The organism is Haloechinothrix aidingensis (assembly GCF_013450155.1).
GTDB lineage: Bacteria > Actinomycetota > Actinomycetes > Mycobacteriales > Pseudonocardiaceae > Haloechinothrix > Haloechinothrix aidingensis.
Map to the genome: position 1 here is coordinate 559,053 of NZ_JACCKD010000004.1, position 22,104 is coordinate 581,156.

The 22,104-nt window shown below is 71.5% G+C and carries 25 protein-coding genes; 8 read left to right on the top strand and 17 right to left on the bottom strand.

The annotated features are described in order from the left end of the window. Window positions 1-51 precede the first annotated feature (51 nt). From H0B56_RS14030 to H0B56_RS23500, 4 genes are all read left to right on the top strand, one after another. Window positions 52-798, top strand: a complete 747-nt coding sequence (locus tag H0B56_RS14030) for an IclR family transcriptional regulator domain-containing protein (RefSeq protein ID WP_180893466.1) — start codon at window positions 52-54, stop codon at window positions 796-798. Between the two features lie 67 nt (window positions 799-865). Further along, complete coding sequence (gene paaI, locus H0B56_RS14035; RefSeq protein WP_180893567.1) at window positions 866-1,255, top strand: hydroxyphenylacetyl-CoA thioesterase PaaI; 390 nt, start codon at window positions 866-868, stop codon at window positions 1,253-1,255. Window positions 1,256-1,291: 36 nt separating this feature from the next. After that, entirely contained in the window at window positions 1,292-1,918 is a 627-nt protein-coding gene (locus H0B56_RS14040) for a TetR/AcrR family transcriptional regulator (RefSeq protein WP_180893467.1), read from the top strand. Further along, complete coding sequence (locus tag H0B56_RS23500) at window positions 1,915-3,117, top strand: NTP transferase domain-containing protein (RefSeq protein WP_219632708.1); 1,203 nt, start codon at window positions 1,915-1,917, stop codon at window positions 3,115-3,117. The genes H0B56_RS14040 and H0B56_RS23500 overlap by 4 nt, the downstream gene beginning before the upstream one ends. Before the next feature lie 96 nt (window positions 3,118-3,213). Here the strand turns inward: H0B56_RS23500 and H0B56_RS14055 are convergent, their stop codons facing one another. Beyond that, window positions 3,214-3,576: a metalloregulator ArsR/SmtB family transcription factor gene (locus H0B56_RS14055; protein WP_180893468.1), complete on the bottom strand. Its 363-nt coding sequence runs from the start codon at window positions 3,574-3,576 to the stop codon at window positions 3,214-3,216. 91 nt (window positions 3,577-3,667) lie between these two features. On the opposite strand from H0B56_RS14055, the gene H0B56_RS14060 reads away from it, so the two are divergent. Continuing rightward, window positions 3,668-5,644 (top strand): heavy metal translocating P-type ATPase, encoded by a 1,977-nt coding sequence (locus H0B56_RS14060; RefSeq protein ID WP_180893469.1) that lies wholly within the window; start codon window positions 3,668-3,670, stop codon window positions 5,642-5,644. Between the two features lie 14 nt (window positions 5,645-5,658). On the opposite strand, the gene H0B56_RS14065 is transcribed toward H0B56_RS14060, so the two are convergent. From H0B56_RS14065 to H0B56_RS14105, 9 genes are read right to left on the bottom strand one after another with little or no spacing between them, the layout of a single operon-like run. Continuing rightward, window positions 5,659-6,468 (bottom strand): IclR family transcriptional regulator domain-containing protein, encoded by an 810-nt coding sequence (locus H0B56_RS14065; protein WP_180893470.1) that lies wholly within the window; start codon window positions 6,466-6,468, stop codon window positions 5,659-5,661. Window positions 6,469-6,501: 33 nt separating this feature from the next. Next, window positions 6,502-6,945, bottom strand: coding sequence for a 4-carboxymuconolactone decarboxylase (gene pcaC / locus H0B56_RS14070; protein ID WP_180893471.1), 444 nt, complete (start codon window positions 6,943-6,945; stop codon window positions 6,502-6,504). Beyond that, window positions 6,942-7,721, bottom strand: coding sequence for a 3-oxoadipate enol-lactonase (pcaD, locus tag H0B56_RS14075; protein WP_180893472.1), 780 nt, complete (start codon window positions 7,719-7,721; stop codon window positions 6,942-6,944). Before pcaD ends, pcaC begins: the two co-directional genes overlap by 4 nt. Next, complete coding sequence (pcaB, locus tag H0B56_RS14080; RefSeq protein WP_180893473.1) at window positions 7,718-9,130, bottom strand: 3-carboxy-cis,cis-muconate cycloisomerase; 1,413 nt, start codon at window positions 9,128-9,130, stop codon at window positions 7,718-7,720. Before pcaB ends, pcaD begins: the two co-directional genes overlap by 4 nt. Further along, window positions 9,123-9,692 (bottom strand): protocatechuate 3,4-dioxygenase subunit alpha, encoded by a 570-nt coding sequence (gene pcaG / locus H0B56_RS14085; protein WP_180893474.1) that lies wholly within the window; start codon window positions 9,690-9,692, stop codon window positions 9,123-9,125. The genes pcaB and pcaG overlap by 8 nt, the downstream gene beginning before the upstream one ends. Next, window positions 9,682-10,419, bottom strand: a complete 738-nt coding sequence (gene pcaH / locus H0B56_RS14090; RefSeq protein ID WP_180893475.1) for a protocatechuate 3,4-dioxygenase subunit beta — start codon at window positions 10,417-10,419, stop codon at window positions 9,682-9,684. Before pcaH ends, pcaG begins: the two co-directional genes overlap by 11 nt. Further along, on the bottom strand, window positions 10,416-11,603 hold the full coding sequence (locus H0B56_RS14095) for a thiolase family protein (protein ID WP_180893476.1): 1,188 nt from the start codon (window positions 11,601-11,603) through the stop codon (window positions 10,416-10,418). Before H0B56_RS14095 ends, pcaH begins: the two co-directional genes overlap by 4 nt. A 42-nt stretch (window positions 11,604-11,645) precedes the next feature. Continuing rightward, window positions 11,646-12,443 (bottom strand): CoA-transferase subunit beta, encoded by a 798-nt coding sequence (locus H0B56_RS14100; protein ID WP_180893477.1) that lies wholly within the window; start codon window positions 12,441-12,443, stop codon window positions 11,646-11,648. After that, window positions 12,440-13,243, bottom strand: a complete 804-nt coding sequence (locus H0B56_RS14105; protein ID WP_180893478.1) for a CoA transferase subunit A — start codon at window positions 13,241-13,243, stop codon at window positions 12,440-12,442. Before H0B56_RS14105 ends, H0B56_RS14100 begins: the two co-directional genes overlap by 4 nt. Window positions 13,244-13,368: 125 nt before the next feature. Between H0B56_RS14105 and folP the strand changes: the two genes are divergently transcribed. Continuing rightward, the gene (gene folP / locus H0B56_RS14110) at window positions 13,369-14,253 is read left to right on the top strand and encodes a dihydropteroate synthase (RefSeq protein ID WP_180893479.1); all 885 of its coding nucleotides are present in this window, start codon (window positions 13,369-13,371) and stop codon (window positions 14,251-14,253) included. Window positions 14,254-14,373: 120 nt separating this feature from the next. Beyond that, the gene (locus H0B56_RS14115) at window positions 14,374-14,817 is read left to right on the top strand and encodes a hypothetical protein (protein WP_180893480.1); all 444 of its coding nucleotides are present in this window, start codon (window positions 14,374-14,376) and stop codon (window positions 14,815-14,817) included. 66 nt (window positions 14,818-14,883) lie between these two features. Here the strand turns inward: H0B56_RS14115 and H0B56_RS14120 are convergent, their stop codons facing one another. The 7 genes from H0B56_RS14120 to H0B56_RS14150 all read right to left on the bottom strand — a co-directional run bounded on the left by H0B56_RS14120 (window position 14,884) and on the right by H0B56_RS14150 (window position 21,409). Then, window positions 14,884-15,861 carry an asparaginase gene (locus tag H0B56_RS14120; RefSeq protein ID WP_180893481.1) on the bottom strand — a complete coding sequence of 326 codons (978 nt, stop codon included), beginning with the start codon at window positions 15,859-15,861 and terminating at the stop codon, window positions 14,884-14,886. Between the two features lie 32 nt (window positions 15,862-15,893). Next, window positions 15,894-16,640 (bottom strand): Crp/Fnr family transcriptional regulator, encoded by a 747-nt coding sequence (locus H0B56_RS14125; protein ID WP_343063891.1) that lies wholly within the window; start codon window positions 16,638-16,640, stop codon window positions 15,894-15,896. Window positions 16,641-16,733: 93 nt separating this feature from the next. Further along, window positions 16,734-17,663, bottom strand: a complete 930-nt coding sequence (locus tag H0B56_RS14130) for an SMP-30/gluconolactonase/LRE family protein (RefSeq protein ID WP_180893482.1) — start codon at window positions 17,661-17,663, stop codon at window positions 16,734-16,736. 11 nt (window positions 17,664-17,674) lie between these two features. Beyond that, window positions 17,675-18,319, bottom strand: coding sequence for a histidine phosphatase family protein (locus tag H0B56_RS14135; RefSeq protein WP_180893483.1), 645 nt, complete (start codon window positions 18,317-18,319; stop codon window positions 17,675-17,677). Beyond that, the gene (locus tag H0B56_RS14140) at window positions 18,319-19,398 is read right to left on the bottom strand and encodes a phosphotransferase family protein (RefSeq protein ID WP_343063892.1); all 1,080 of its coding nucleotides are present in this window, start codon (window positions 19,396-19,398) and stop codon (window positions 18,319-18,321) included. The genes H0B56_RS14135 and H0B56_RS14140 overlap by 1 nt, the downstream gene beginning before the upstream one ends. Continuing rightward, window positions 19,395-20,150 carry an SDR family oxidoreductase gene (locus H0B56_RS14145; RefSeq protein WP_180893485.1) on the bottom strand — a complete coding sequence of 252 codons (756 nt, stop codon included), beginning with the start codon at window positions 20,148-20,150 and terminating at the stop codon, window positions 19,395-19,397. Before H0B56_RS14145 ends, H0B56_RS14140 begins: the two co-directional genes overlap by 4 nt. After that, window positions 20,147-21,409: an acyl-CoA dehydrogenase family protein gene (locus tag H0B56_RS14150; RefSeq protein WP_180893486.1), complete on the bottom strand. Its 1,263-nt coding sequence runs from the start codon at window positions 21,407-21,409 to the stop codon at window positions 20,147-20,149. Before H0B56_RS14150 ends, H0B56_RS14145 begins: the two co-directional genes overlap by 4 nt. 58 nt (window positions 21,410-21,467) lie before the next feature. Here H0B56_RS14150 and H0B56_RS14155 point away from each other — a divergent pair, with 58 nt between their 5' ends. Then, a complete protein-coding gene (locus H0B56_RS14155; protein ID WP_180893487.1) occupies window positions 21,468-22,103 on the top strand; it encodes a TetR/AcrR family transcriptional regulator in 636 nt (211 codons plus the stop codon). The last annotated feature ends 1 nt before the right edge of the window (window position 22,104 follow it).

The window sequence follows — 22,104 nt, forward strand, 5'->3', positions numbered from 1 at the left end:
GTGCTATATTCGCTCCTACAGTGCGCCTTTCGCACTTATCGAGGAGTCATGGTGAACCAGCTCACATCCGATGTCAACGCGGCCGACGCCGCCTACTCCCGAACGCTGGGCAACGGCCTGCGCGTGCTCGAGCTGCTGCGCCACAACCCGGCGGGTCTCGGCGTTGCCGCGATCGCCTCCGCGCTCGACCTGCATCGCACGGTGGTCTACCGGCTGCTCGGCACGCTCCGCGCGCACGACCTCGTCACGACCGCCGGCGACGGCAGGTACCAGCTCGGCACCGGCCTCGTCGAGCTCGCCGGTACCGTCCGCGCGGACCTGCGCTCCGCCGCGGAGCCACACCTGACCCGGCTCGCCGCGGACACCACGGCGACCGCGTTCCTCACCGTCGCCGATCAGGACGAGGCGGTCGGCATCTGCGTGGTGGAGCCGCCGCACGCGCAGCTGCACGTGAGCTACCGGCTCGGCACCCGCCATCCCCTCACCGTCAGCGCAGCGGGCGTCGCCATCCTGGCCGCTCGCCTGCCCGTGCCCGGCGAGCGCGAGGAGATCACCAGGGCACGGCAGCGCGGCTACGCGGTGACGGCAGGCGAGCTCCAGCCTGGCGCCTGGGGGCTGGCCACCGCCCTGCCCGCCGGGGACGGTCCCGCGTGGGCGAGCGTCGGCGTGGTCGCCCTGTCCGAGCTCGACACGCCCGCCACGGCCGAAGCGGTCCGCGCGGCCGCCGAGGCGATCGCGGGCAGCTCCGCGGCCCGGTCACTTGACACCCGGACCGGGTACTCCGTTTACTGCCCTTGAGTTATTCCCAACCGTCCATTCGGTCAACACAGTGGTGGGCCAGGTGCGAGAGAACGCGGCGTATGCCATGTTCGACGTGGACACGGCATCGCAATCGCTGGGTATCGAGCTGCTCGAGGCAGCAGACGGCAGGGCCGTCGCGCGGATGACCGTCCTGCCCGGCATGGTCAACGGGCACGACATCGCGCACGGCGGGTACGTGTTCCTGCTCGCCGACACGGCCTTCGCCTGCGCGTGCAACAGCCACGGCCCCGTGACGGTCGCCTCGGCCGCGGAGATCACGTTCGTCGCGGCCGTGCACCGCTCGGAAGTGCTGATCGCGACCGCCTCCGAACGCACCACCTTCGGCCGCAGCGGCATCTACGACGTCACGGTGCACCGCAGCCGCGCCGACGACCTCGACGTGGTCGCGGAGTTCCGCGGGCACAGCCGGGTCGTCGAGTCGCAACGTCACTGACCGTGCCGGCCCCGAGAGTCTGGGAGACTGCGCGACATGGCGACAGCACCCGGTAGCGCGGGCACCCGCGGCAGGCGGCGCGGGCGTCCCGGCTACGACAAGGAAACCCTCCTGCACATCGCCGTCACGCTGTTCAACGAGCGCGGCTACGACGGCACGAGCATGGAGGACCTCGGCAAGAAGCTCGGCATCACCAAGTCGGCCATCTACTACCACGTCGACAGCAAGGAGGAGTTGCTGCGGCTGGGCACCAACAGGGCGCTCGACGAGCTCTTCGCCGTCGCCGCGGACGCCGAGGTTGCCGACGGCCGTGCCATCGACCGGTTGGAACATCTGGTGCGCGGCAGCGTGCGCGTGCTCGTCGAGCAGCTGCCCTTCGTCACACTGCTGCTGCGTGTGCGGGGCAACACCGAGGTGGAGCGCGCCGCGCTCGACCGCAGGCGGGAGTTCGACCGTATCGTGGGCGAGCTCGTGTGGCAGGCGGAGAAGGAGGGTGACGTCCGGCCCGACGTCGACCCCGCGACCACCGCCCGGCTGCTTTTCGGCATGGTCAACTCCATCATCGAGTGGTACCGGCCGCGCTTCGACGCCGACGACGCCGGGCTGGCCGATGCCGTGGCCAGGATCGCCTTCGACGGCATCCGGGTGAACGGTCGCGCATGACTGTCGCGGGACTGCTACTCGCCGCCGGAGCGGGTACGCGCTTCGGCGGCCCCAAGGCACTCGCCGTGCTCGACGGCAGGCCCCTCGTCGAGCACGGCACCGCCCTGCTGCGCGACGCGGGATGTGCACCGATCCACGTGGTGCTCGGTGCTGCGGCGGAGAGGGTGCGCGCGGTGGCCGACCTCGGCGGTACGCAGCCGGTGACCAACGAGGACTGGGCGGACGGCCTCGCCTCCTCGCTGCGCGCGGGCCTGCGCTCCCTGCCATCCGATGTGGACGCCGTGCTCATCACGCTCGTCGACCAGCCTCTCATCGATGTGGAGGCGCTGCGCAGGCTGCGCGCGGCCCACGCAGGGGGCGCGGTGGTGGCCGCCGCGCGCTACCAGGGGGTAACACGCAACCCGGTGCTGCTGGACCGGTCGGTCTGGCCGGGCGTCGCCGAACACGCGCACGGCGACTCCGGTGCACGCGGGTTCCTGCGTGCCAACCCCACGCTTGTGACCGCCGTCGACTGCGACGACGCAGGCACTCCCTTCGACGTGGACACCGCCGACGATCTCGCCGAGGTGCGGCGGATGCACGGTGCCAGCACGCGGCACGGACACGGTACGGTGACGCCCATGGCTCGTGTCGAATCCACCATGCTCACGCTAGGTACCCATGCACCGGACTTCGCACTGCCCGACCCGTCGGGCAAGATCTGGTCACTGGACGCTGTCGCGGGCCAGCACGGCACGCTGGTCGCTTTCCTGTGCAATCACTGCCCCTTCGTTGCTCACATCGCGGTGCCGTTCGGTCAGGCGGCCGCGCGATGGATCGACTCCGGCGTCTCGGTGATCGGTATCAACAGCAACGACACCGACACCCACCCCGAGGACGGCCCGGAGAAGATGGTCGAGTTCGCCACCGAATGGAACTGGACGTTTCCGTACGTCTCGGACCCCACGCAATCGGTGGCCCATGCCTACCGTGCCGCCTGTACCCCGGACTTCTTCCTGTTCGACTCCGGTCGGCGGCTGGTCTACCGGGGGCGCTTCGACGCCGCTACTCCCGGCAACGACGAACCCGTCACCGGTGCTGAACTCGACAGTGCGGTCACGGCCCTGCTCAGGGGCGCGCCGCTCGACCCGGAACAGCGGCCGAGCATCGGCTGCAACATCAAGTGGAAGCCGGGCAACGAACCGTCCTGGTCCGGCTGAGTCCGGTTCGGGAGTGGAGCCCAAGGTGACCTCGGCTCCATAGAGGGAGCCCAACGTCACATTGGGCTCCACTCCCGTGTCGTGTCTCGCCGCGGGTCACGCCGACTCGGTGGGCACGTCCTCGACCTCGAGCCCGAGATGCTCGATATGGTAGATCGCCTCGTCCAGCAGCTGTGCCACGTGGTTGTCGTAGAGGCTGTAGACGATGCTGCGACCCGAGCGCCTGCCCGAGACCAGGCCGAGCGCGCGCAGCAGCCGGAGCTGATGGGACACCGCGGACTGCTCCATGTCCACGGCCTCGGCCAGTTCACCCACCGCGCACGGTCCCTGCCGCAGGCGGGTGAGCATCAGCAGCCTGCTCGGCGTCGCCAGTGCCTGCAGGGTGGCGGCGACGGTCACGGCGCTGTCGGCATCGAGCGCTGCGGCGCTCGGACTCGCGCCCTGGACTCCGTGACCCACGCGGCAATACTAACAGCCGGTATTGTTGAAGAACTGTTCATATGATCCTATATTCTTCCGAGCGACGTTGTGCCACGACTCGGAGGACCAGGTGAGCCCGACAGACCAGGCGAGCGCGCGGGCCGACCCCGCAGCGCCCGCCGCAGACAGCCCCGCACCGCGATCCCGCCGCACGCGCGCCGTCGCGGTGCCGGAGGTGCGCTGGGCCACCGCCGCGACAGCCCTGTTCTCCGCCGGGGCGCTCGCGCAGCTCGCCGGGGCACCGGACTGGCTGTGGTGGGCGCTCTACCTGGCCTGTTACGCCACCGGCGGTTGGCGGCCCGGACTCGACGGCCTGCGCGCCGCGCGGGAGAAGACGCTGGACATCGACCTGCTCATGATCGCCGCCGCGCTCGGCGCGGCAGCGATCGGCCACATCCTCGACGGGGCGCTGCTGATCGTGATCTTCGCCGTTTCCGGCGCGCTCGAGGCGCTGGCCACCAGGCGCACCGCGGACTCGGTCCGGGGCCTGCTCGACCTCGCGCCGGATCGCGCGCGCCGGCTCCGCCCCGACGGAACCGAGGAGAGCGTCGACGCGGCCCGCCTCGTCGTCCACGACGTGGTCGTCGTGCGCCCCGGCGAGCGCATCGGCGCGGACGGCGAGGTCCTCGACGGCCGCAGTGACGTCGACCGGTCCTCGATCACCGGAGAACCGCTGCCCGTGCCGGCCTCGGCCGGTGACGAGGTCTTCGCGGGCACCCTCAACGGAGCGGGCACGCTGCGCGTACGGGTGAGCCGGGACTCCTCGGCGAGCGTGCTCGCCAGGATCGTGACGCTGGTCGAGGACGCATCGGCCACGAAGGCCAAGGCGCAGCTGTTCATCGAACGGATCGAGCAACGCTACTCGGTCGCCGTGGTGGCCGCGACGCTCGCGCTGTTCTTCGGGCCGCTGGCCTACGGCGCGGACCTGCAACCCACCCTGCTGCGCGCGATGACGTTCATGATCGTGGCATCACCGTGCGCCGTGGTGCTGTCCACCATGCCGCCGCTGCTGTCGTCCATCGCCAACGCGGGCAGGCACGGCGTGCTCGCCAAGTCGGCCGTGGTCATGGAACAGCTCGGGGCGACGACCACCGTCGCCTTCGACAAGACGGGCACGCTGACCGAGGGGACGCCACGGGTCACCGGCGTCGAGGTACTCACCGGGGGCGGGCCGGACACCCACGAGCTGCTGCGCCTGGCGGCAGCGGCGGAGCACCCGAGCGAGCACCCGCTGGGGCGGGCCGTGGTCCGGGCCGCTACCGAGCGCGGCATCGCTATACCGCGTGCCACCGAGTTCGAGGCGCTCCCGGGACGCGGGGTCCGCGCCCGGGTCGGTGCCCGGCGCGTCCGGGTCGGCAGCCCCGCCGCGCTGCTGGCCGGGTGCGACGGCACGGCACGGCAGCGGGCCCGTACCGAGGTCGAGCGGCTGGCGGCGACCGGGGCCACGGTGGTGCTCGTCGTGGTGGACGGCGTGCCAGCGGGCCTGTTCGCGCTCGGCGACCGGCTGCGCCCGCTGGCACGGCAGACGGTGCACGATCTCGCGGCGCTGACCGGCAACACACCGATCCTGCTCACCGGGGACGCCGACACGGCGGCGCGCAGCGTCGCCGACGAGGTCGGCATCGGCGAGGTGCATGCCGGGCTGCTGCCGGAGGACAAGGTCGAGCTGGTGCGGCAGCGCGAGGCACGGGGCGAGCGGGTCCTTGTCGTCGGCGACGGGGTCAACGACGCCCCGGCGCTCGCGGCAGCAGGCTGCGGAATGGCGATGGGCCGTGCCGGCGCCGATCTCACGCTGACCACCGCCGACGCCGTGGTGGTGCGTGACGAGCTGGCCACGATTCCCGCGGTGCTCCGGCTGTCCAGGCGGGCGCGCCGGTTCGTCGTCGCCAACCTCGCCATCGCCGCCTCGTTCATCGTGGCCCTTGTGACCTGGCCGCTCGTCGGCCACCTTCCGCTGCCGGTGGCCGTGGCGTTCCACGAGGGATCGACGATCCTCGTCGCGCTCAACGGGTTACGCCTGCTGCGCGAGACCGCGTGGCGGACCTGAGACCGGCGTGCCGCCTATCCCCCGCCCACCCGGCGCGGGGCGGTGACGGCCAGGTCCGCCTCGATCCGCGCGGCGCACTCGCGCAACCTCGGCAGCACCTCGGCACGCATCGACTCCAGCGTGGTCCTGCTGGCGTGCGAGGAGATGTTCGCGGCGGCGACCACCTCCCGGCCCCGATCGCGGATCGGCACCGCGATCGACCGCAACCCCTCCTCCAGCTCCTGGTCGACAAGGGCCCAGCCCTGCTCGCGCACCGCGCGCAGTTCGGTGACCAGCTCGTCCGGGGTGGTGATGGTGCGCGAGGTCAGCCGGTCCAGGCGCGCCTCGTCCAGGTACGAGCGCAGCGCCCGCTCATCCAGCCCGGCCAGCAGCACGTGCCCCATGGACGTGGCGTGCGCGGGAAAGCGAGTGCCGACATTGATCGTCACAGCCATGATGCGCGACACGGCCACCCTGGCGACATAGACGACATCGGTGCCGTCGAGTATCGACACCGAGCTGGACTCGTGCACCTCCGCGGAGAGCCGCTCGAGGTGCGGCTGCGCGACCTCGGGCAACGACATGCTCGACAGGAAGGAGTACCCCAGCTCGAGGACCCGGGCCGTCAGCGAGAAGTACTTCCCGTCGGTACGCACGTACCCGAGCCCTTCCAGGGTCAGCAGGAAGCGGCGCGCCGCCGCGCGGGTCATACCGGTGGAGCGGGCGACGTCGCTGAGGGTCAGTTCCGCGGCGCCGGAGTTGAACGCCTTGATCACCGCCAGCCCGCGTTCCAGCGACTGCACGCGATGCGTCCCGCGCTCCGTGTCGGAGTCCCGCTCGTCCATCCCGATCCCTCGTGTCCCGGCTGCCCATGCTGGTCAGCGTGTGTCGGTGTGACCTCCCGCGTCGGGGTTCCCCCGCGCCTGCGCCTCGGGGTCGCCGAGCTCGGCCAGCGTGTTCCCGGCGAGCGCGAAGGCCGCGTTCGCGGCGGGCACCCCAGCATAGACGCCGGTGTGCAGCAGCACCTCGGCGATCTCCGCGGGTGTCAGGCCGTGTCCGCGCGCCGCGCGCACGTGCATGGGAATCTCGCCGTGGCAGCCGAGCGCCGTCAGCACAGCCAGCGTGATGCAGCTTCGTGTCCTGCGGTCGAGCCCGTCCCGTGACCAGACAGCGCCCCAGGCTGCCCGGGTGATGTAGTCCTGGAACGGCTGGGTGAACTCCGTGGTGGCCTCGACGGCACCGTCCACATGGGCGTCCCCGAGGACCTCCCTGCGGGTCGCCATGCCGTCGGTGTACGGGTCGGTCGGCGCGCTGTCGCTCATCGCAACTCCTTCAGGTGGTCGAGCAGCAGCCGGTTCACCTCGTCGGGCCGCTCCACGTTGGCCAGGTGCGCCGCGGGGTCGAGAACCTCCATGCGTGCGCCGGGCACCGACTCCGCGATCCGCCTCCCGTGATCGGGGGGTGTGGCCACGTCCTGCTCCCCCGCGATCACCAGCGTCGGCGCGGACACGGCCGGCAGCCCGCCCGCGATGTCCATGCCACCGATGGCCGCGCAGCACGAGGCGTACCCCTCGTCCGGGGTCGCCTCCACCATGCGCCGCAGCCGTTCCACCGTCTCCGGGTGTGCCGTGGCGCAGTCCGGGGTCAGCCAGCGGCCGACCACCGCCTCGGACACCGCGCGGGTGCCGTGCTCGCGGACCAGCCTGGCGCGTTCCGACCACGGCTGCGGGTCGAGCGCGGCCGAAGTGCAGCACAGCGCCAGGCTGGCGACCCGATCGGGGGCGTGCTGGGCAAGCCACATCCCGACCATCCCGCCGAGGGACAGGCCGACCCAGTGCACCTGCCCGCACCCGAGCGCGTCCAGCAGCGCCACCGCGTCGGCTCCGAGGTCGGCCATGCCGTACGGCCCTTCCGGTACCGGGGACAGGCCGTGCCCGCGGTGGTCGTAGCGCACCACCCGGTAGCCCGCGCCGAGCAGCGCGGGGACCTGCGGGGTCCACATCGTCCGGTCACTGCCCAGCGAACCACTCAGCACGACGGTCGGCGCGCCGTCACCCGCTGTGGGGACGGCGGTCTCCTGATACAGCTCGACGCTCATGAACCACTCTCCTCGCTGTCCTGTCGCCGGTCCCGGGATGCCGGGGATGCACCGGCACGGTGCCTGGCGAGGGCCCGCTCGACGAAGACGCCCGCGCTGCCCAGGTACCCGGCGGGATCGAGCAGCTCCGCGAGCCGCTGCCTGCTCAGGTACGTACCGACCAGCCCGTCGGCGGCGAGCACCTCGGCGAGCTCACGATGCTCGGCGACCGCGCGCCGGCAGCAGTCCGCGACGGCGTCGTGCGCGGCGAGCCTGCCGACCGGTCCCTGGCCCTGTCCCTGTCCCTGTCCCGCGACCTCCACCAGCTCGGTCGTCACCCGCTCGGCGAGCGGAAGTCCGCCCGCCGAGTCGAGATTCTCCCGCATCCGGGTGGGGTCGACCCGCAGGCGGTCGAGGCTGGTGCGTAGCCAGGCCACCGCCGAGCCGGTACTGCGCAACAGCTCGCCGAGCGGGCGCCACTCCGCGTGCCACGCTCCGGCCGCGCGCTGCAGCTCGTGCGCCGCGCTGCCGAGCAGCGTGCTCACCAGTCCGGGAGCCTGCGCGCTCGCGGCGGCTGCGGCGACGGCGGCGACGGGGTTGCGCTTGTGCGGCATCGCCGACGAGCCACCCGCGCCGGCATCGACCTCGAACGCCTCGGCGACCTCGGTCTGCGCGAGCACGGTGACATCCCGCGCGATCTTGGACACCGCCGCACACACCGCGCCGAGCGCGGATGCGAGCTCGGCCACCCTGCTCCGGTCGGTGTGCCAGGGCAGGCCGGGGTCGGCCAGCTCGAGGTGCCCGGCGAGGGCGGTGACCACCTCGGGACCGTGTGCCCCCAGCGAGGCCAGCGTCCCCGTGGCACCGCCGAGCTGCACAGCCAGCCGCCCCCGCACGGTGGACAGCTGCTCGCGCGCCGCGCTCACCGCGGACAGCCAGCAGGCAGCCGTCAACCCGAACGTCACCGGCTGCGCCTGCTGCAGGAGCGTCCGGCCGGACTGCACGGTAGCCGCGTGCTGCTCGGCGAGCCGGGCCAGCGCGTCCCCGCACCCGGCCAGCTCGCCGAGCAGCACGTCAAGCGCCCTGGCGGAGACCAGCATCGTGGCCGTGTCCAGAACGTCCTGGCTGGTCGCGCCGAAATGGACATACCGGCGCGCCTGCTCGTCCACTCGCGCGCTCAGCGCCCGGACCAGCGGGCCCGCCGGGTTGCCGATCCCGGTCGCCTCGGCGCCGAGCCCGGCCGGGTCGAAGTTCGACGCGCGGCACTGCCCGGCTATGCGCTCGGCATCGGCAGCCGGGAGCAGCCCGCAGTCCGCCTCGGCCCGCGCGAGCGCGGCCTCGAAGTCGAGCATCGCCTGGAGCCAGGCAGTGTCATCGACCTCGGCCCGCACCGGCCCTGCGGCGAGCATCGGATCGAACAGTTCAGACATCGAAGAAGACTGTCTCGTATTCGCCCTGCACGTGCACGTCGAAGGTGTACCCGTCGGCGCTCGGCCGCGCGAGGAGGGTCTGCCTGCGGTCACGGGGCACCGTGCTCAGCACCGGGTCGGCCGCGTTGGCCTCGGGCCGGTCGGCGAAGTAGACCCGGGTGACGACCCGGTGCAGCATGCCGCGCGCGAAGACGGAGACGTCCACGTGCGGGGCTTGCGGCACCCCGGTCCGGTCCGGTACCCGGCCGGGTACCACGGTGAGGATGCCGTACTCACCGCTGCGGGTGTCGCTGCGCCCGAACCCCCGGAAGCCGCTGTCGATCTCGGCCGAGCGGGGGTCCTCGGGGTGTGCGAAGCGCCCGTGCTCGTCACACTGCCAGGTCTCCACGAGGGCGTCGGTGATCGGCTCACCGGCGCCGTCCAGTACCCGGCCCCGGAGCCACACCGATGACGGCGTGCCTTCCGGCACGACGAACGGGCCGTCCTGCCAGGTCAACCCGATGTGCAGGTACGGGCCGACCGTCTGGGACGGGGTGCTGGGCAACGTGCTGCTAGTGGTCATGGTCGTCGTCCTCGAACGGCGTGGCCTCGCGGCCGCGGAGCACGATGTCGAACTCGAACCCGAGCGCCCAGTGGTCGGTCGTGCGGTTCATGTCGAAGCGCGATACGAGCCTGCTCCTGGCCGCCTCCGGAACGGAGTTGAAGATCGGGTCCTGGTCGAAAAGGGGGTCGTCGGGAAAGTACATCTGCGTGACGAGCCGCTGGGTGAACGACCTGCCGAACAGGGAGAAGTGAATGTGGGCCGGCCGCCACGCGTTGTGGTGGTTCTTCCACGGATAGGCGCCCGGTTTGATCGTGGTGAACTCGTACCGCCCGTGCTCGTCGGTCAACGTGCGCCCCACCCCGTCGAAGTTCGGGTCCAGCGGACAGGGCCAGACGTCCGCGTCGTGCCGGTACCGGCCACCGGCGTTGGCCTGCCAGATCTCCACGAGCGAGTTCGGCACGGCCCGGCCGTCGCCGTCGAGCACCCTGCCGTGCACCACGATCCGCTGCCCGATGGGTTCGCCGGGGTGCTGCACCGTCAGGTCGTTGTCCCGCTCTCCGATGCGCCCCTCACCGAGCACCGGACCGGTGATCTCCGTGACCGACTGCGGCAGCGTCAGCGGCCGCCGCACCGGATGGCGCAGCGCGGTCGACCGGTAGCCGGGGGAGTCCAGCGGTGGGTGTGTCCCATCGGGGTCGGGCCGGTAGGGGGGCGACGCGCGGGTCCGCTGCTCCCGGGCGCTCACGGCTGGACCCCTTCGACGACCACCGCGAGACCCTGACCCACGCCGATGCACAGCGCGGCGAGCCCCCACCTGCCGCCGGAGCGCCGTAGCTGGTGGGCCAGCTGGGTGATGACCCGCCCACCGGAGGCGCCGAGCGGGTGACCGATCGCGATCGCCCCGCCGTTGATGTTGACGATCTCCGGGTCGAGCTCGGGCCAGTCGGCGAGGCAGGCAAGCGACTGCGCGGCGAAGGCCTCGTTCAGCTCCACAGCGGCCAGGTCCGACCAGCCGATCCCGGCACGCCGCAGCGCGGTCTCCGCCGCCTGGACGGGCCCGATGCCGAACACGTGCGGATCCACACCGGCCGCGCCGCGCCCGGCGACCCGCGCCAGCGGCGTACACCCCAGCCGGCCGGCCGCGGCCTCGTCGCCGAGCAGCAACGCGGCCGCGCCGTCGTTGAGCGGCGAGGAGTTGCCCGCGGTCACGGTGCCGTCCGCGCGGAAGACCGGCTTGAGCGCGGCCAGCTTGTCCAGCGAGGTGTCTCCGCGCATCGACTCGTCCCGGCTCAGCTCCGTCCCGGGCACGGCGACGACATGGCTGTCGTAGAAGCCGTCGTCCCAGGCCCGTGCCGCCCGCTGGTGGCTGCGCAGCGCGAACTCGTCCTGCCGGGCACGGTCGATCTTGTACTGCTCGGCGAGGATCTCGGTGCCCTCCCCCAGCGACACCGTCCACTCCTCCGGCATGTCCGGGTTCGTCATGCGCCAGCCGAGCGTGCTCGAGTGCAGCGTCGCGTGACCGGCAGGGAACCCCTTCTCCGGTTTCGGCAGCACCCAGGGTGCCCTGCTCATCGACTCGACGCCGCCCGCGGCGACCAGCGAGGCATCCCCGAGGGCGATCGTGCGGGAGGCCTGCATCACCGCGTCCATGCTCGAGCCGCACAGCCGGTTGACGGTCGTCGCCGGGACCGATGTGGGCCAGCCGGCGAGCAGCGCGGCCATCCGGGCCACGTTGCGATTGTCCTCCCCCGCCTGGTTGGCGTCGCCGAGACACACCTCGTCGACGGTCGCCGGGTCGCAGGAGGTGCGTTCGGCGAGCGCACCGAGCACGCCCGCGGCCAGATCGTCCGGCCGCACCCCGGACAGCCCGCCGCCGTGCCGGCCGAACGGGGTCCGCACCCCGTCGTAGATGTACACCTCGTTGGTCATGCCGGTCCTTCCCTGCTCGGCTTTCCCGCTCAGCTTCCCTGCTCAGCCATCGTTGCCGTCCGGACCCCCGGTGAGCGCGCGCAACGCCGTCAGCTCCCCGGCCGTCGGGGCCGTCGTGGTGCCCACCTCCGAGGCGACAGCGAGCTCCCAGCCGGTGGCCTCGCGTACCTGCTGCACGGTCACGCCGGGATGAACCTGCTCGAGCACCAGCTCGGCGGTGCCGGGGTCCGGCCGGAACACCCCGAGGTCGGTGATCACCATCGTGGGCCCGGCGCCCGGCAGGCCGAGACGTGCGCGGTCACCGGCGCCCGACCCGTGCCCGACCGAGGTCACGAAGTCCACCTTGTCCACGAAGCTACGCCTGCTCTGCTTGACGACGATGAACACCTCGCGGCACGAGGCCGCGATCTCGGGGGCGCCTCCGGCCCCCGGCAGCCGCACCCGGGGATTCGCGTAGTCGCCGCCGATGACGGTCGTGTTGATGTTGCCGAACCGGTCGAGCTGGGCCGCGGAGAGGAACCCGACGTCGATCCGGCCGGGTTGCAGCCAGTAGTTGAACACCTCGGGGACGCCGACCACCGCGTCCGCTGTCTCGGCAAGGATGCCGTCGCCGATGGACAGCGGCAGGCTGTCCGGTTTGGCACCCAGCGCACCGGACTCGTAGATCAGCGTCAGGTTCGGCGCGTGGCCGCGCCGCGCCAGGTTGGCAGCCGTGGACGGCAGGCCGATCCCGACGAAGCACGACGTGCCGTCGCGTAGCGCGCGTGCCGCGGCGACCGACATCATCTCGCTCGCGGTGTGGGCGGCGTGCCCGCTCGTCTCCACGCTCGTCCCGGTCATGCCAGCACCGCCTCCGTCAACCAGTTCTCGAACGTTGCCCTGTCCCTGCTGATCGCGTCCCACTCCTGGTAGTAGGTGTTGTCCCGGTCGCTGTAGCCCTGCGCGTACGACGGGTGGGCACCGCCTGCGACCTCGGCGACGGCCGTCACGGCCCAGGACGGCAGCACGACCTGACCCGGAACCGGGGCCAGCTCGTCGGTGACCTCCTCGACGGTGACGATACTGCGCCCAGCTGCCAGCACCGCCTCCTTCTGCACCCCGACCAGTCCCCACATCTGGACGTTTCCCGCCCGGTCGGCCCGCTGCGCGTGGATGACGGTGACATCCGGGTTGATCGCCGGAACCGCGGTGAGCCGCTCGCCGGTGAACGGGCAGGTGATCGGCTTGATCGTGGTGGTGACCGACGGCAGGTCGGTGCCGGTGTAGCCGCGCATCACGGCGAAGGGCAGCCCCGAGGCTCCCGCGACGTAGCGGTTGGCCATCCCGGCGTGACTGTGCTCCTCGAGCTCCAGTGGCGCGGGCCAGGCGTTCTGCACCGCGTCCCGGAACCGGTGCAGGGAGCCGACGCCGGGGTTGCCGCCCCAGGAGAAGACCAGCTTCCGCGCGCAGCCCGCGCCGATCATCTGGTCGTAGACGATGTCCGGGGTCATACGCACCAGGGTGAGATCCCGCCTGCCCCGGCGGATGATCTCGTGCCCCGCCGCGACCGGGATGAGGTGGGTGAACCCCTCGAGGGCCACCTGGTCCCCGTCGTTGACCAGCTCGGTCACCGCTTCGGCGAGCGTCACGATCTCGGCCACGTCATCACCTCACGCAGTCAAGTGTGCGTATGCCGCACATATGTTCTTAATATGAACATAGCGCCTCACCGGGGGCGCGTCAATCCCGGCGCCGACCCGAGCGACCGCCTGGTATGTTCGACACGATGTCCTCCCCCACGGGTGTGCCTCGCCTGAGCTTCCGGGGCAGGCAAGCCGCTACGGGGCGCGCACTCGTCATGGCGATCGTCAACAGGACGCCGGACTCCTTCTACGACTCGGGTGCCACCTACGGCTTTCGCGAGGCGATGGACGCGGTCGAGCGGGCCGTCGCCGACGGCGCCGACATCGTCGACATCGGCGGCGTGAAGGCCGGCCCCGGACCCGACGTCGGTATCGACGAGGAGATCCGCCGCGTGGCGCCACTGGTGACCGCCGTCCGTGCGCGCTTTCCCGACCTGATCATCAGCGTGGACACCTGGCGCGCCGAGGTCGGCAGGCGTGCCTGCGAAGAGGGCGCGGACCTGCTCAACGACACCTGGCAAGGCGTCGACCCGGGGCTGGCCGAGGTGGCAGCCGAGTTCGGTGCGGGGTATGTCTGCTCGCACACCGGTGGCGCGACGCCCCGCACCAGGCCACATCGCGTGCACTACCCGGACGTGGTGCGCGCGGTGCTCGACGAGCTCGTGCGCAGGGCAGAGCAGGTCGTCGAACTGGGCGTCCCTCGAGAGGGTGTACTCATCGACCCCACGCACGACTTCGGCAAGAACACCTGGCACAGCCTCGAGCTGCTGCGCAGGACACGTGAGCTGACCACGACACCGTGGCCCGTACTGATGGCGCTGTCCAATAAGGACTTCGTCGGCGAGACCCTCGGCGTCGAGCTCGCCGAGCGGGCGGACGGCACGCTCGCGGCGACGACCGTAGCTGCCTGGGAAGGCGCGGCGGCGTTCCGCGCCCACGACACCCGGCGCACCAGGCAGGTCGTCGACATGGTCGCGAGCATGCGCGGGACCCGCCCGCCAGCCAGGAACGTGCGCGGGCTGGCCTGAGGCGTATCCCTGAAGCACCCCGTGTACGCAACGCCCCGCGGGTCGGGTGGATCCACACCACCCGAACGGGCATAGTGATGAACTCGCCCGGATGACGTTCGAGGACGAGAGGAACACACTGTGAAGCGCCCGGCCGTCGTCGTGCTTGCCGCGACCTTCCTCACCGCTTGCACCAGCGGTGCCGACGACCCAGCCGCGCCCGCGGATCCTCCCTCGGCACCTCCCTCTCGCTCCCCGTCACCGTCCCCGCAGCAGGAACCGGACTCCACCGTCGTGCACGTGCGGGTGAGTGGACCGCAGGACACCGTCATGCTGGTCGCGCGGGACGGCCAGCGGTCACAGGTGGAACTGGAGGGAGAGCCGTTCGACTTCGAGTTCACCGAGTCGGGGACCGCGCCGGGGCACCTGGACATCAGGGTGTTCGCCAAGTCCGAGCACCCCGAGGAGGAGCCGGTCCGCTGCTCGATCTCGCTCGACGGGGAAGTCGCCATCGAGGACTCGGCGTCCACCGTCGACGAGAACGGGATCGCCGAGGTCAGCTGCACCCTCGCCCGCTCGACCTAGCGGTTGCTCCAGGGCCGGACATGCCACAGCGGCCGGTCCGGCCGCCCTCCGGCGTACGGGTCCGCCTCACCCGTGCCAGTGCCCGGCCAGCTCGCCTACCAGCGCGATACCCGGCGCGGTGGCCGGTGTCGCGCCGCCGACCCCGGCCAGCGAGGCGGGCGGCACCCCCGCGCGGGCGAGCGCGGCGGCGGTCACGGCCACCCTGGCGCGGTCGCCGCCGTCGGCGAGCTTGACCGCCACGGCCGTACCGTCGCCGCGCGCCGCCACGTACATACCTTCCGCACCGTCCTTGGCCAGCATCCCGGGTACCGCCGTCATCAGCAGGCTCGCCGAGCGCCCGCTGCCCCCCACCATCTCCGGGTGCGCGCGCATCGCCGACGCGATGGCGGCCTCCGGCGTGCCGCCGGCTGCCGCGGCGATCCGGCCGATACAGCGGGCCACCCCGCGCAACGACAGCGCGAACAGCGGGGCACCGCAGCCGTCCACAGCGACGTGCGCGACCGGCTCGCCTGCCAGCTCCGTAACGGTGCGCTCGATCTCGCGCTGCACCGGATGGCCCGGGTCCAGGTAGTCCGCCGTGGAGTGCCCGCGCAGCTTCGCCACGGCGAGCATCGCCGCGTGCTTTCCCGAGCAGTTCTGCGGCAGCCGCTCGGCACCGCGCCCCGCGGCCAGCCATTCCCGCCGCGCGGCCTCGCCCGCGGGCAGGCCCGGGGTGTTGCCCAGGTCCGACTCGTCGAGCCCGTGGCCTGCCAGCAACCGGCGGACGCCGTCGATGTGCCTCGCTTCCCCGGAGTGGCTGGCCACCGCGAGCGCGAGCAGCTCGGCGGGCAGCTCGAGCCCGCGGCGCACCAGCGCGGTCCCCTGCACCGGCTTCAGTGTCGACCGCGGGTAGCACGCTGCATCCACATCGCCCATCGCGAGCAGCTCGGAGCCGTCCGCGCCGAGCACCACCACGGAGCCGTGGTGCACGCTCTCCACGAGCCCGGAACGCATCACGTGGGCGACCGGCTCGTGCGCCGGAACGCGCCTGTCCGCGGCGGGCATACCCCTCCTCTGCCGTACCGTGCCGCTGTCCGTCACGCGGTGCGCAGTGCCAGCGCCTCCGCATCTACGATGTCGATCGCACCGTAACGGACGCGGATCAGCCCGTCCCCCTCGAATTCTTTGAGCACCTTGTTCAGCGAGGGCCTGCGCACCCCGAGCATCGCGGCGAGCGTGCGCTGCGGAAGGGGAACCTCCCCGCTGGTGGACTCCTCGATGAGCAAGCCGGCCACCTGCTCCGGGAGGCTCCTGCCGAGCACGCCGAGCAGCCTGCTCTGGCTGGCCGACAGCCGCATCGCTATGCTCGACAACCAGCGCCGGGCGATCGGTGGCCTCTTGACCAGCAATTTCTCGAACTGGGAGCTGTCGAGATGCAACACGGTGGCGTCGTCGACCGCCCGGGCCGTGTACGGGAACGGCATGTCGAGCAGGTACTCGACATCACCGTCCACATCGCCCGGTTGCAGGAGGTGCACGACGACCCGCCTGCCACCCGAGCCGACCGACAGCTCGATCCGGCCGCTGCGCACGATCCACACCCCTGCCGAGGCCGAACCCGCGGTATAGAGCACAGCCCCCGGGCGGTAACGGCGGGTCCGCAACAGGCCCGCCAGCGCGGAGATGTCCTCGCGCCCCAGTGGGGCGGCCTCACCCCTGCCGACGCAGCGGGCGACCCACGCGGCTTGCCGGATCCCCTCCTCCTCCGGGCCCGCGGAGCCGAGCATGCGCAGCGGGGCCTCCAGGAACGAGCCGTACGCACCGAGCAAGGGAGATTCGGACACCTCGCCAGTGTGTCACGTGACCCCAACCACGCACGCCCCGGAGGCCGCACGACGGGGCGCCGCGGAAAGGTCCGGACCGGAGCTCGCGGAGTCTCAGCGGTCGGTGGTGAGGATCGCGCCCTCGGTGAGGCTACCGCAGTACAGCGTGCCGCCCCGCTCCCGCACGCCGGTGAGCATCGTGAATCCCTCGACCGTCCCGCCGCGCCGCCGCACGACGCCGCCGGTCGCGTCGAACGCCACCACGTTGACCTCGCGTCCGGGGGACGGTTGCAGGGAGGTGGGCAGCCTGCGCACCAGCGACCGCGCCGCCGCGGGCATGCGCTGCACCAGCGGGAGCGACGAGACCGCCGGGCTCGGTATCGCGACCCAGATCAGCCCGTCGGACCCGGTGGAGGCGTTGTCCGGGTAACCGCTCAGCCCGTCGGCGAACACCTCCCGCCGACCGGCTCGCTCACCGGAGAGCCAGAGCCGGTGCAGCCTGCAGGTGGTGGTCTCGGCGATCACCACGAACGACTCGTCCTGGGCGAGGGCGACCCCGTTGGCGAACTGCAGCCCGCTCGCCACCTCGGTGACCGTGCCGTCCGGGTCGCGCCGGAACACCCGGCCCGTTCCGGTGCGCTCGATCATGTCCGAGCGGAACTCCGGGATGGGGAAGCGCTGCGAGGAGTCGCTGAAGAACACCGTGCCGTCGGCGCCGACCGCGGCGTTGTTGCATCCCAGGATGGGGCTGCCCGCCACGTTGTCCACCAGCGTGCGCACCGCGCCCGTCCGGATGGTCACCGCGAGCAGCCCGTGGTCGGACGCGCAGACGACCAGCTCGTCCGCGCCGTAGAGCTCGATGCCGAGCGGCCTGCCCGCGACGCGCGCGACCGTGTCGATGCGGTTGCCGCCGCCGGTGATCCGGATGATCCGCCCGTCGTCGAGACCGGCGTAGACCTGCCCGTCGTCATCGACGACGACGTCCTCCGGCCCGGTGCCGTTGACCGGGATGAGCTGCGTACCGGTGAACGAGGTGATCGTCATGGCATCTCCCGTCAGCGATAGGTCAACAGATCGGCGGAGTCGTTCTCCAGGTGGCCGTGCTCGTTGAACGACACCAGGTTGGTCCCCGAGCGACCCGTGACGAGCTTGGTGATCCCCCCGTTGCAGGTCACCCTGTGCAGGCCGATGAACGTCTCGGCCCGCTGGCCGAGCACCCGCGCCACGAGCGCGCCGATCACGCCACCCGAGGTGAACACCACCGCGTTCTCCCCCTTACCGAGCGAGCCGAGTACCTCGTCGAACGCGGCGTGCACGCGGCAGGCGAACTCCGGCCACCCCTCGGCCCCGTCGACGGCCGAACCCGCCCGGACCCACTGCTCCAGCGCCGAGTCCAGCGCGGCCTGGAACGTGCGGGGATCGGCCAGCTCGCTACCGTCGAGCGCGGTGTGCGCGGCGAGCACGTCCTGATGGGCGTACTCGTTCCAGCGGGGATCCTGCCGCGCGTCGAAACCCGCGGCGTCCGCCGTGTCGCGCTGGCGCCGCATCGTGCCGCTGAGCACGTGGGTGACGCGCGGACCCCTGCGCCGCAGCTCGTCTCCCACCACAGCCGCCTGCCGCAGTCCCCGCTCGGACAGCGCGTCGTAGTCGTGCGAGCCGAACGACGCCTGGCCGTGCCGGACGAGGTAGATCGCACCCATCAGGCCGTTCCCCCCGGACGGTGGCCCGCGATGATCTGCTCGCAGCGCCACTCGAGGTAGCCGACGAACATCCAGAAGTCGGCGAACGCGGGGTTCGTGGTGTGCCCGTCGTGATAGCGCCGGTAGATCTGCTGGATGATCACCGCGAGCCGGAACAGCCCGTAGACCTCGTAGAACGTCCAGTTCTCCGGACAGAGCCCCGTCCGCTCGGTGTAGCGGGCGACCACCTCGTCCCTGGTGAGCATGCCGGGCAGGTGCGTTGGCTGGCGCCTGCTGCTGTGCATGACCTCGTCGTCGTCGGCCTGCACCCAGTAGGCCAGCGTGGCGCCGAGCTCCATCAGCGGGTCGCCGAGCGTGGCCATCTCCCAGTCGAGCACGCCGACGACGTTCATGCTCTCCGGGGCGTCGAACACGATGTTGTCGAAGCGGAAGTCGTTGTGGATCAGGCAGATCCGGACGTCGTCCGGCTGGTTGGCGTCCAGCCAGCTCATCACGCTCTCGAAGTCGCCGACGTTGTCCGTCCGTGCCTTGCGGTACCGGTCCGACCAACCGCCGATCTGCCTGCGCACGTACCCGGCGCCCTTACCGAGGTCGGCGAGCCCCGCCGCGTGCACGTCCACGTTGTGCAGCTCGACGAGCGTGTCGACGAACCGTCTCGACAGGTCCCTCGCCCCTTCCTCGCCGAGCTCGAGCCCGTCCGGGAGGTCGCTGCGCAGGATGATGCCTGGCAGGCGCCGCATGACGTAGAACTCCGAACCGATCACGCCAGGGTCGTCGCAGTAGGCGAGCACGTCCGGCACGTACGGGAACTCGCGTCTCAACCCGGCCTGCACGCGGTACTCCCTGCTCATGTCGTGCGCGGAGGCTGCCTTGACCCCGGCGGGCGGCCTGCGCAGGACGAGCTCCCGGTCGGGGTAGGTCAGCAGGTAGGTGAGGTTGGACGCGCCCCTGGAGAACTGCCGCACGGCAGGCGGGCCGGACAGCCCTGCCACCCGCTCGCTCAGCCAGGCGTGCAGTGCGTCCGTGTCGAAGGCGTCCTCCTCGCGGAGAGCACCGGGCTTGTCGAACACGTCTGTCACGAGAGCTTCCTCACCCATCCCAACGGGGCGAAACGCAGGACCTGTGCCAGCAGCGTCCACGGCCACCACGGCACGTAGGCCTTCGGGCGTTCCTTCTCGATGGCCGAGACCAGCGCCTTGGCTCCCGTGTTCGCGTCCACCATCAGCGGGGTCTTACCCGCCCGTCCGGTCATCTCCGACTCGATGTAGCCCGGGTACAGCGTGGTCACGGTGATCGGCCCGCGGTGGTGCTGCGACCGGATGCCCTCCGCGAGGGAGGCGGCCGCGGCCTTGGACGCGGCGTAGGCCGTGACGGGACCCCGCATGCCGCGCACGGCGGCTACCGAGGAGACCACGACGAGGTGCCCGGAGCGTTGCTCGGTGAAGATCTCGACGGCTGCCTCGCACTGGGCAAGCAGCCCACCGACATTGGTCTCCAGCGTCTGCCTGTTCGCCTCGAAGTAGCCCGTACCGATCGGCTGCCCCTTACCGAGCCCCGCGTTGGCGATCACGCGGTCCAGCGACCCCAGCTCGGCGCGGAACTCGCCGAAGGTCTCGAACACCGCGTTGTGGTCGCAGACATCGAGCTTCTTGGTGACCACGGTGATGTCCGGGTACGAACGGCGCAGTTCCGCGGCGAGCTCGTCCAGCCGGTCCGTGCGGCGGGCACACAGGCCGAGGTTGCAGCCCTTCGCCGCGAACTCCCGCGCCATCCCTTCACCGAGGCCGGAGCTCGCCCCGGTTATTACGATATTGGTCCGTCCCCGTGTCATCCGGCACCTTTCTCCGTCGAGTCCGCTCCCGCCGCGTCGCGTGCGCGCGCGGCTTCCTGGTACGGCGCGAGCTCGTTGCGCGCCACGACCCCGAGGTGCACCTCGTCCGGGCCGTCGGCCATGCGCAGCGAGCGCGCGTTCGCGAAAGCGGCCGCCAGCGGGACGTCGTCGGTGAAGCCCGCGGCGCCGTGCATGCGCATCGCCATGTCGATCACTCGTTCGGCCGTCTCCGGAACGGCGGCCTTGATCTGCGACACCTCGGAGTACGCCCCCGCGATGCCCTGGGTGTCGAGCAGCCACGCGGCGTGCAGCACCAGCAGCCGCGCCTGGTTGATCTCGATCCGCGCGCGGGCGATCCGTTCCCGGTTGCCACCGAGGTTGGCCAGCGGCTTGCCGAAAGCCACCCGCTCGGTTCCGCGCCGCAGCGCCAGCTCCAGCGCCCGCTCGGCGAGCCCGATCAACCGCATGCAGTGGTGCACCCGTCCCGGCCCCAGCCTGCCCTGCGCGATCTCGAAACCGCGCCCGAGCCCTGCGACGACGTTCTCGCGCGGGACGCGCACATCGGTGAAGGTGACCTCGCCGTGCCCGTACGGCTCGTCCCGGTAACCGAACACGGGAAGCATCCGCTCGACCCGGAAGCCAGGCGCGTCCGTCGGCACGATCACCATCGAGTGCCGCGCGTGCCGGTGCGCGTCCGGGTCCGTCACCGCCATGAAGATCACGAAGCCGCAGTTCGGGTGGCCGACCCCGGTACTGAACCACTTGCGGCCGTTGAGCACGACATCCTCGCCGTCGGGTACCGCCGTCGCGGCCATGTTCGTCGCGTCCGACGAGGCGACATCCGGCTCGGTCATGCAGAAGGCCGAGCGGATCCGCCCCTCCAGCAACGGTTCGAGCCAGTGCTTGCGCTGGTGCTGGCTCCCGTAGTGCAGCAACACCTCGGCGTTACCGGTATCCGGTGCGTTGCAGTTGAAGATCTCCGGCGCGATGAACGAGCGGCCCATCAGCTCGGCGAGCGGAGCGTAATCCACATGCGACATCCCGCTGCCGTCCGATGCCGGGGGAAGGAAGAGGTTCCACAGCCCTTCGGCGCGCGCCTTGCCCTTGAGCTGGTCGATGACGGGAAGGACCACCCACGGATCGTCCAGGCCGCGCAGCGCCCGGTGGTACTCCGCCTCGACCGGCTCGATCTCGCGCGTGATGAACTCGGCGACCCGGCTCCGGTACTCGGCAGCCACCTGCGATGGCGAGAAGTCCATGTCGGCACACGCTACAGTAGCTATCGAGCATTGCTCAACAGGCTGCGAAGGGAGGTCCATGACACGACGGCCCGCTCCGGCAGGCACCGGGCGGAGCGCGACACGGCGCAGCAGGCAGGACCCCGCCCAGCGGCGCGAGCAGCTGATCGGTATCGGGCTGGAGATGCTCACGCGGCGCCCGCTGCACCAGGTCACCGTCGACGACGTGGCCGCAAGCGCCGGGATATCGCGCAGCCTGCTTTTCCACTACTTCCCCACCAAGCGGGACTACTACGCCGAGGTGATCCGCGCGGCCAGCAGGCGGCTGCTGCGCGCGATGTGGGTTCGCGAGGACTCCACGGGGCGCGCGGGCACGATCGAGGCGGTCCTGACCGAGTACCTCGACTTCCTCGAACGCAGGCACGAGCCGTACCTGGCGCTGCTGCGCAGCTCGGGCGCCGAGGACTGGGCGAGGGAGATCTTCGAGGAGACCCGGGCGACGCTGGCCGGGCAGCTGATCGGCACGCTCGGGATCGAGCAGCCGAGCGAGCTCGAACGCGCCGCGGTGACCGCGTGGTGGTCCTTCGCCGAGGAGCTCGGACTGACCTGGGCCCGGCACGCGGTCGGCGACCGTGCCGAGGTGTTGCGGCTGCTCACCGGGACGTTACGGCAGGCGGTAGACCTCGCCGGGCAGCGAGCCGGGCCGGAACGTTAGC